We start from the raw sequence: 9037 nt of genomic DNA, 5'->3' as shown, positions 1-9037 counted from the left end.
AATCTCGAATCTCGAATCTAGCTTTTTGGCTTTCTAATTACCCAACCAATCACCAAGCTGAGCATCGCCCAGATATACAGTGGCCAAGTACCTACTGTGTGATAAGGCGTTTGACCATCCGTTGAAATGAGTTCAGCTTTTAATACTGCTGTTTCAAACTGAGGCACTTGTTTGATGATGTTGCCTTTGTAATCGGTAACTGCCGTCACACCATTGTTGGTCGAGCGAATAACCGGCTTACCAAGCTCCAGAGCACGCATCTGTGCAATTTCCATATGTTGCAGAGGGCCAATCGAACGACCAAACCACGCATCGTTAGAGAGCGTTAAAATAAAGTCAGTCTCGTCGGTTACGTTCTGTCTAACTTGATCATTAAAGACTATCTCATAACACAACGCAGGCGCTAAGTGACGACCATTTGCCACGATGTTGGGTTGAACAAAATCGCCACGGCTGAATGATGACATTGGCAAGTTAAAGAAAGGTGCTAATGGGCGCAAGATATCTTCAAACGGCACAAACTCACCAAACGGCAATAGGTGATGTTTATGGTAGCGTTCGTCTGGATCGTAGCTGTATTCACCGTATGGATTCACACCGAGAGAAAGAATACTGTTGTAGTATTTCTTATCTTCAGACTGATTAAGCACACCAGTGATGATCGAGCTGTCATTCATCTTCGCTGCGCTATCTAAGTTACGTAGGAAAGAAGGAATCTCTACCTCAAACGCAGGGATAGCGGCTTCAGGCCAGATGATGATATCCGCGTCCCAATTTTCTCTGCTTAAATCGGTGTACTTCATCATGGTCGGCCAGCGATGACTCGGCAGCCATTTGCTATCTTGATCGACATTACCTTGAATCAATACCACTGATGTTGTTTTTTCAGGGTTAGGCGTGACCCAATCGATATTTCGAATACCAAAACCTGCGCTAAATACGACGGCGGGAATGATAGCGATACTCCAGGCCCGGTTAACAATCGCATAAGCGAATGCAGAGGCTGAAACAATGATCACTAGAGTAATTAACTCGACACCGCCAATCGGTGCAAATGACCCCAATGGCGAATCGATTTGGCTGTAGCCAAGCCAAAGCCAAGGGAAGCCCGTCATTACCCAGCCACGCAGCCAATCACTGATTAACCACAATGCAGGAGCTGCAAGGAAAAATCGGCTTAGATTATTGGCAGGGAAGAACTTGTTCAAACTCCAGGCAAATAGGCCGGAATAAACCGCTAGGTAGCCAATGAGTAGTGCCATCAAAAACAGGTTGGCTGCCAGTGGCATGCCGCCAAAGTGATCGATGCTGACGTATACCCAACTGATACCTGTGGTGAATTGACCTAAACCCCATGCGTAGCCAATCCAAAGCGCACTTTTAGGAGAGCGGTTGTGGATCAGTAACAGCAACAAAGCTGGGCTGAGAATAGCAAGAGGCCATATAGAGTATGGAGCGAATGAAAGGGTGGTTATAGCGCCAACAAAAACGGCCGCAAGCGGCCGTAATAGGCGATGAATAAATGTCTTAGTCATCTAATTTCTGTCATCTCTTTAGAGAGAAGTTGTTATTCTTCGATAGTCGGAAGAGGCTGTTCGTCAGGAATGGTTACCTGTAGCTGAATCACACGACGGTTATCTGCTGATGTTATTTTGAAATGGTAGTTTTCGATTTCTACAATTTCGCCACGAACCGGCAGGTGACCGAGTGCTGTCATAACCATGCCGCCTACCGTATCCACTTCATCGTCACTAAAGGCAGTGTTAAACGTATCGTTGAACTCTTCAATAGTGGTTAAAGCTTTTACAGAGAAGGTATGCTTACTCAGCTTACGAATATCTAGCTCTTCTTCATCGTCGAACTCGTCTTCAATTTCACCAACGATTTCTTCGAGGATATCTTCAATGGTTACCAGGCCAGAAACTCCGCCAAACTCATCGACAACGATAGACATGTGGTAACGCTCTTCTTGGAATTCCTTAAGCAGGCGATCAACTCGCTTACTTTCAGGAACAACCACGACAGGGCGAATCACTTGTTCGATATCAAATGGGGCACTTTCTGAACCCAAATACTTAAGTAGGTCCTTCGCTAATAGAATGCCTTCAACATGGTCTTTATCTTCACTGATCACTGGGTAGCGAGAGTGTTGAGCATCAGTAATGAGCGCAATCAATGTATCTAGATCATCGGTGCGTTCAACTGTAACCATTTGAGAGCGAGGCAGCATGATATCGCGTACTCGCATCTCTGAAATTTCCATAACACCCTCGAGCATGTCGCGTGTGTCGTGGTCAATTAGGTCATTAATTTCTGAGTCGCGGATTACATCTACGAGCTCTTGGCGATCTTTTACTTCACCTTGAAATAGTTGGCCTAGGCGTTCAAAGAAGGACTTTCTACTCGGACCTTCAGATTTTTTACTTCCCTCAGAAGTGGGGGGGTTACCTTCGTTCATGATTTCTCAAAAAATAACGCTATCAGAAGTGTGATAGCACACGTTACAACTCAGATTCCTGCGAAAATCACAGGTTCGATGAGTTATTGTTTCTCTGCAACCTACTTTACTAGAATCAATTTACTTTTCTAGAATGTAAGGGTCTTCAAACCCCATAGATTGCATGATTTCTGTCTCGAGTGACTCCATCTCTTCAGCTTCATCATCTTCGATATGATCATAACCTAGCAGATGCAGACTGCCATGTACAACCATATGAGCCCAGTGTGCTAGCAGAGGCTTACTTTGCTCTTCTGCTTCTTTTTCGACAACTTGACGGCAGATAATGAGGTCGCCCAGTAGATCTAACTCGATCCCTGGAGGAGCCTCGAATGGAAAAGACAACACGTTAGTTGGCTTGTCTTTGCCACGATATTCATGATTGAGCTGGTGGCTTTCTTGCGTATCAACGATACGAACCGTCAACTCAGCGTTCTCTTGAAACTGAGGAATGGTCTTGTCCAACCAAAGCTGAATATCTTGCTCAGTTGGAAGACCTTGCTCATTTTCGACCGCTAATTGCAGGTCTAGTTCAATAGACATCTATTTATCACCTTGTTCTGCAATTACAGAGCTATTTTGTGTTGCTAATTGTGTCGTAACTGCCTGCTGAGCCTCAAGAAGTTTGGCTTCGCGCTCTTCACGTTTACGCTTTTCAAACTCTTTGCGCTCTTTCTGGTCTTTTGCTTCCCACTTCTCGTATGCGTTGACGATACGAGCAACCACAGGGTGACGAACGACGTCTTCAGACATGAAGAAGTTAAAACTAATGTCATCGACTTCATTGAGCACTTCAGTCGCATGGCGTAAGCCTGACTTTGCACCACGAGGTAAATCGATTTGCGTAATATCACCAGTGATTACAGCGCGTGAGTTAAAACCGATACGGGTTAAGAACATCTTCATCTGTTCTACCGTGGTGTTTTGACTCTCATCAAGAATGATAAACGCATCATTCAATGTACGACCACGCATGTAAGCCAGTGGCGCAACTTCAATCACGTTACGTTCAATCAGCTTCTCAACTCGCTCAAAGCCAAGCATCTCAAACAGCGCATCGTAAAGTGGACGTAAATATGGGTCTACTTTCTGGCTTAAATCACCCGGTAGGAAACCAAGCTTCTCACCGGCTTCAACAGCAGGACGAGTCAGTAGGATCCGGCGAACCTCTTGGCGTTCAAGTGCATCAACTGCTGCTGCAACGGCTAAATAGGTTTTACCTGTACCTGCTGGCCCAATACCAAAGGTGATGTCATGGGTGACCATGTTCATTAGGTACTGTGCTTGGTTTGGCGTACGAGGTTTGATGACGCCTTTTTTAGTCTTAATGGTCACTTCTTTGCCGTAGTCGATTTCAGACTCGACGTGTTGTTCCAAAATGCCAGATTCGGTGACCGCCAGATGCACTTGCTCTGGTTCGATATCGATTATGTTGCCTTTAACTGGAGCCGTTTTAACATAGAGGTGTTTGATGATGTCTAAAGCAGCGACTGCTGTGTGAGGCTTACCAACGATGGTGAAGAAGTTGCTTCGGTAATTAACCTCAACGCCAAGACGACGCTCAAGGTGCTTGATGTTGTCATCGAATGGTCCGCATAAGCTAGCCAAGCGCTTGTTGTCGGATGGCTCTAGATTTATCTCTAAGGTAACGATTTTATTGCTCAAATTAGCCTCTCATTTTGTGCCACTCGCTCTTAAATAAAACAAAGAGCAAAAAGCCCGATTTAGACCGGGCTTTTGATTGTGATATCCCTATTTCTAAGATGGTCACTTAGTTAGGTAATTTCAAGCTTTGTGTTTGCGCTTTGTGCTCAAACAGTTGTATTGCCTACGGCGTAAATGTCGCTACACCTAGCTCGTCTTCACGTTTTGTTTTTTCCATCATTTCTGCTGGAGTCATAACAACGCGTAGACCCATGTCTTTTTCTGTGCGAACTAGCTCACCACGTAGTGAGTTGGTGTAAACCTCAGTGATCTTCACATCTACGAACTGGCCGATTAGGTCTGCAGAACCTTCGAAGTTCACAACACGGCTGTTTTCTGTACGGCCGCGAAGTTCCATTAGGTTCTTTCTTGATGGACCTTCAACAAGGATACGTTGCTCTGTGCCTAGCATTAGACGAGAGAAGCGCATAGCTTGTGTGTTTACCGTTTGTTGCAGTTCGTACAAACGATCTTTCTTCTCTTGTGCTGGTACGTCACATGGGTAATCTGCCGCTGGCGTACCCGGACGAGGAGAGAAAACAAAGCTGAAGCTCATATCGAAATCAACTTCTTTAATTAACTTCATTGTATCTTGGAAGTCTTGTTTAGACTCACCAGGGAAACCAACGATAAAGTCAGAACTGATTTGAATATCAGGACGAGCTTTACGCAGCTTACGGATAATAGACTTGTACTCGATAGCCGTATGTGGGCGCTTCATCATCGTAAGAATACGGTCACTACCACTTTGTACTGGTAGGTGAAGGAAGCTCACTAGCTCTGGTGTATCTTTGTAAACTTCAATGATGTCGTCACCAAACTCAAGCGGGTGGCTTGTTGTGAAACGAATACGGTCGATACCGTCGATAGAAGCAACAAGACGAAGCAGTTCTGCGAATGAACAGATATCGCCTTCGTGTGTTGGACCGCGGTATGCGTTTACGTTTTGACCTAGCAGGTTAACTTCACGTACGCCTTGCTCTGCAAGTTGAGCAACTTCGAAAAGTACATCATCCATTGGACGGCTAACTTCTTCGCCACGTGTGTATGGTACAACGCAGTAAGTACAGTATTTAGAACAACCTTCCATGATAGAAACGAACGCCGTCGCGCCTTCAGCTTTTGGCTCTGGCAGGTTATCGAACTTTTCGATCTCTGGGAAAGAGATATCCATTACTGGCTTTTCGTTAGACAGTGATGATTTAATCATCTCCGGCAGACGGTGTAATGTTTGTGGGCCAAAGATAACGTCTACGTAAGGTGCACGTTGACGAATGTGATCACCTTCTTGAGTCGCTACACAGCCACCCACACCGATCACCACACCTTCTTTTTTATCTTTCAGCGTTTTCCAACGACCAAGCTGGTGGAATACTTTCTCTTGCGCTTTTTCACGGATAGAACAAGTATTCAATAGTAGTACGTCTGCTTCCTCAGGTACTTCAGTTAGCTCATAGCCATTTGCAGCGTTAAGCAGGTCGGCCATTTTTGATGAATCATATTCATTCATCTGACAGCCCCAAGTTTTAATTAGCAGTTTCTTACTCATTATATGTTCGCTCGATCGTTAGTTTAATTTAAGGGAGCAAATCGCCCATTATTCATCCACTAGCCCTGTTTGTCATAATTCGGTATTCAATTTTATGGCAGGCTCTAGCGGCAAGCGGCGTATTGTACTGGTTTCAAAACCGACTGACTAGTAGTCTGAACAAATCTCTTATGTAGTGGTTTTTATTATCGTTAGCGCCATATGCCATAAGGGATAACCCTTTTTTCAAATAAGGTTTTTGGTTACAAGTTAGTTATGAAAAAGTACAATCAAAAACAGTCAAAGAATCAAACTGATAAGTACAAAATATGAACAGTTACGATATTGTAGTAGTCGGTGGCGGCATGGTTGGTGCAGCAACAGCGATCGGTTTTGCAAAGCAAGGTCTGAGTGTTGCGGTGATCGAAGGTTTTGCTCCACAAGATTTTGATGAGTCGCAAGCGATGGACATTCGTGTGTCAGCGATTTCTCAAGCATCGGTCGATCTGCTTGAAGATCTTGGTGCATGGCAAAGTATTGCAGCAATGCGAGTGTGTTCTTATAAGCGTTTAGAGACGTGGGAGCACCCAGAGTGTCGTACTCGGTTTGATGCTGCATCACTGGACCTTCCTCGTTTGGGCTATATCGTTGAGAACAGACTCATTCAATTAGGTTTATGGTCTCAATTTGATGCCTACGACAATCTCGAACTGTTATGCCCAGAAAAGCTCGATGAGATTGAGTTTGGTGAAACCAATATCGTTAAGCTTCAATCTGGGGTTGAGTTATCTGCGAAGTGGGTGGTTGGTGCTGATGGTGCGAATTCAGCCGTTCGTCAACAAGCTGGAATTGGCATTACGGCTTGGGATTATCGACAACACTGTATGCTTATCAATGTAGAAACAGAACAACCTCAGCAAGATATTACTTGGCAGCAATTTCTACCAAGTGGTCCTCGTTCATTCTTGCCATTGTGTTCTCTAACCTCTGACGGTCAAGAAGTCGGGCAGGGCTCGTTAGTTTGGTATGACTCTCCATTGCGTATTAAGCAACTGTCAGCAATGACTCCTGAAAAACTACGCAACGAAGTACTTACTCACTTTCCTAAAGAGTTAGGTGATATCAAAGTCTTGAATTCGGGTTCTTTTCCTCTGACACGACGTCATGCTCAATCATATTCGAAGAATAACTGTATTTTAGTTGGGGATTCTGCGCATACCATCAACCCTTTGGCTGGACAGGGTGTTAACTTAGGCTTTAAAGATGTATCAGTACTGTTGAATGTCACCAAAGAAAAGGGTGAATTAAATCAGTCTGTAGCAAGACGCTATGAAGTGATGAGAAGAGGCGACAACTTAATGATGCAGAGTGGCATGGATTTCTTCTACAAGACATTCAGTAACGACATTGGTCCGCTCAAGTTTGTACGTAATGCCGCACTAAAACTAGCAGAGAACTCTGGGCCTATTAAAACTCAAGTATTGAAATACGCCTTGGGTCTTTAATTTTCATTAGTTCCGATTATTTATACAGAAAAGGAGAGCAGATGCTCTCCTTTTCTGTATGGTGTTGAATGCTATAACTACTGCGTAACGCAAACCGGTGCATCGATCTCTAAAGAGTATCCTGTATAAACCAAAGACCCATCCTCATTATCTCGCTTGAATGAGGTGATGTTGTTGGAGTGCTGGTTGGCTGCGATAAGCCATTTTCCATCGTCAGTTATATGGAAATCTCTTGGGAATTTACCTGCAGTGTCGTAGCTATCAATGAAAGTCAGCTTTTGATTCTCAGAGTCGACTTTGAAGCTACTGATTCTTGATTGGTGTCGACATGACACATAAAGGAATTGCTCATCAGGGGATATCTTAATCGCAGCTGCGGCTTCTCCCTTCTCCATATTAGGCAATGCATCAATCTCTTCCACTACATTCCAAATGCCTAAAACCTTTTCCAAAATCAGTAACGTTTCAGAGAGTTCACAGACCACATAGGCTCTGTCTTCAGCTTTGTTAAAGATTAAATGACGAGGTCCATTGCCGGCGGGCACCTTAATAGACTGCATTGGCTCATCAAGGAACTCTTCTTGCTCTTCATCAAAGCAATAGAAGTTGATGCGATCGGTGCCGAGATCGACGGTCACAAACTGTGGTGAGTTTTGTAGGAACAGACATTGATGGGCGTGTGGGCTAGTTTGTCTCTCTTTGTTTGGCCCGGAACCAACCATCTTGATTGTTTTGAGTCGCTTATCGATACTGCCATTGATACTTAAGCTAAAAATATCGAATGTGCCTGATGAGTATTGCGACGTGATAGCAAACTTATTGTGTGGATCTATTGCGACGTGACAAGGGTGATCTCCCGAGATGAGGCTTGTATTGGACGTTAGCTGTGAATCAACATTAGGTATATGAATGAGCTGGGGCTGTTTTTTCTGGTCAACTTCCGATGCAGTATAGATCCCAGTCTTTGTTACAGTAACAAAAGAGGGGTTAGTACATTTGATGATCAGCTCTAGAGGTAATAGTTTTCCTGTTTCTAGATCTAACTGAGTTTGATAAACACCTTGGCTTTTACTTGGCGTATCCGTGTAGCAACCGATCGTTAAGGGGAGGGTTTTCATAGGCTAGTCATACTCAGTTAGAAAATGGAGCTGACATTGTCTTATAAAATCGTATTAAAAGTGAGGTTATAGAAGAGAATACTTGGTGACTTGGCTAGCAGATTTGCATATTCCAGATAAAATAAAACCCAGCTAAAAATCTGGGTTCTATTTAATGATGGTGCGGTCGGAGAGACTTGAACTCTCACACCTCTCGGCGCCAGAACCTAAATCTGGTGCGTCTACCAATTCCGCCACGACCGCAGCAAATCTTTATATTCATATCGAATATTGGTGCTTCAATAAGACGTTGTATAAGTGGTGGCTACTGCGGGATTTGAACCTGCGACCCCATCATTATGAGTGATGTGCTCTAACCAACTGAGCTAAGTAGCCATAATAAATCTAATAGATTCATTATTAAATAATGGTGCGGTCGGAGAGACTTGAACTCTCACACCTCTCGGCGCCAGAACCTAAATCTGGTGCGTCTACCAATTCCGCCACGACCGCAGCAAATCTTTATAGTTATATCGACATTGGTGATTCAATATAACGTTGTCTTTCTATTTCAAAAGAAAAAGTGGTGGCTACTGCGGGATTTGAACCTGCGACCCCATCATTATGAGTGATGTGCTCTAACCAACTGAGCTAAGTAGCCATAATAAATCTAATAGATTCATTATTAAATAATGGTGCGGTCGGA

General features: G+C 44.0%; 7 protein-coding genes and 4 tRNA genes. 1 reads left to right on the top strand and 10 read right to left on the bottom strand.

All coding sequences use genetic code 11. The features are described 5' to 3' along the window. Nucleotides 1-17 precede the first annotated feature (17 nt). From lnt to miaB, 5 genes are all read right to left on the bottom strand, one after another. Nucleotides 18-1535, bottom strand: coding sequence for an apolipoprotein N-acyltransferase (gene lnt / locus AB4484_RS06860; RefSeq protein ID WP_050633689.1), 1518 nt, complete (start codon nt 1533-1535; stop codon nt 18-20). Nucleotides 1536-1567: 32 nt separating this feature from the next. Beyond that, entirely contained in the window at nt 1568-2458 is an 891-nt protein-coding gene (corC, locus tag AB4484_RS06855) for a CNNM family magnesium/cobalt transport protein CorC (RefSeq protein ID WP_012603382.1), read from the bottom strand. A 120-nt stretch (nt 2459-2578) separates the two neighbouring features. Beyond that, a complete protein-coding gene (gene ybeY / locus AB4484_RS06850; RefSeq protein WP_012603383.1) occupies nt 2579-3040 on the bottom strand; it encodes an rRNA maturation RNase YbeY in 462 nt (153 codons plus the stop codon). Beyond that, entirely contained in the window at nt 3041-4162 is a 1122-nt protein-coding gene (locus tag AB4484_RS06845; RefSeq protein ID WP_372077208.1) for a PhoH family protein, read from the bottom strand. 163 nt (nt 4163-4325) lie between these two features. Continuing rightward, nucleotides 4326-5750: a tRNA (N6-isopentenyl adenosine(37)-C2)-methylthiotransferase MiaB gene (gene miaB / locus AB4484_RS06840; protein ID WP_012603385.1), complete on the bottom strand. Its 1425-nt coding sequence runs from the start codon at nt 5748-5750 to the stop codon at nt 4326-4328. Between the two features lie 308 nt (nt 5751-6058). Here miaB and AB4484_RS06835 point away from each other — a divergent pair, with 308 nt between their 5' ends. Then, nucleotides 6059-7234 carry a 2-octaprenyl-3-methyl-6-methoxy-1,4-benzoquinol hydroxylase gene (locus AB4484_RS06835; RefSeq protein ID WP_372077206.1) on the top strand — a complete coding sequence of 392 codons (1176 nt, stop codon included), beginning with the start codon at nt 6059-6061 and terminating at the stop codon, nt 7232-7234. Nucleotides 7235-7311: 77 nt separating this feature from the next. On the opposite strand, the gene AB4484_RS06830 is transcribed toward AB4484_RS06835, so the two are convergent. The 5 genes from AB4484_RS06830 to AB4484_RS06810 all read right to left on the bottom strand — a co-directional run bounded on the left by AB4484_RS06830 (nt 7312) and on the right by AB4484_RS06810 (nt 8992). Beyond that, nucleotides 7312-8352, bottom strand: coding sequence for a lactonase family protein (locus AB4484_RS06830; RefSeq protein WP_372077204.1), 1041 nt, complete (start codon nt 8350-8352; stop codon nt 7312-7314). A gap of 158 nt (nt 8353-8510) precedes the next feature. After that, nucleotides 8511-8595: transfer RNA gene (locus tag AB4484_RS06825), tRNA-Leu, on the bottom strand. 55 nt (nt 8596-8650) lie between these two features. Continuing rightward, nucleotides 8651-8727 (bottom strand) — tRNA-Met (locus tag AB4484_RS06820). Between the two features lie 32 nt (nt 8728-8759). Then, nucleotides 8760-8844 (bottom strand) — tRNA-Leu (locus tag AB4484_RS06815). A 71-nt stretch (nt 8845-8915) separates the two neighbouring features. Next, a tRNA-Met gene (locus AB4484_RS06810) sits at nt 8916-8992 on the bottom strand. Nucleotides 8993-9037 lie beyond the last annotated feature (45 nt).

The organism is Vibrio sp. 10N.261.46.A3 (assembly GCF_041472995.1).
In the GTDB taxonomy this organism is placed as follows: Bacteria; Pseudomonadota; Gammaproteobacteria; order Enterobacterales; family Vibrionaceae; genus Vibrio; species Vibrio coralliirubri.
This window is presented reverse-complemented; position numbering and strand designations above follow the sequence as displayed.

What these genes read in the sequence shown, in the direction of transcription:
- miaB (WP_012603385.1), bottom strand. Translation starts at nt 5,750, where the DNA reads ATGAGTAAGAAACTGCTAATTAAAACTTGGGGCTGTCAGATGAATGAA.
- AB4484_RS06830 (WP_372077204.1), bottom strand. Translation starts at nt 8,352, where the DNA reads ATGAAAACCCTCCCCTTAACGATCGGTTGCTACACGGATACGCCAAGT.
- corC (WP_012603382.1), bottom strand. Translation starts at nt 2,458, where the DNA reads ATGAACGAAGGTAACCCCCCCACTTCTGAGGGAAGTAAAAAATCTGAA.
- lnt (WP_050633689.1), bottom strand. Translation starts at nt 1,535, where the DNA reads ATGACTAAGACATTTATTCATCGCCTATTACGGCCGCTTGCGGCCGTT.
- AB4484_RS06835 (WP_372077206.1), top strand. Translation starts at nt 6,059, where the DNA reads ATGAACAGTTACGATATTGTAGTAGTCGGTGGCGGCATGGTTGGTGCA.
- ybeY (WP_012603383.1), bottom strand. Translation starts at nt 3,040, where the DNA reads ATGTCTATTGAACTAGACCTGCAATTAGCGGTCGAAAATGAGCAAGGT.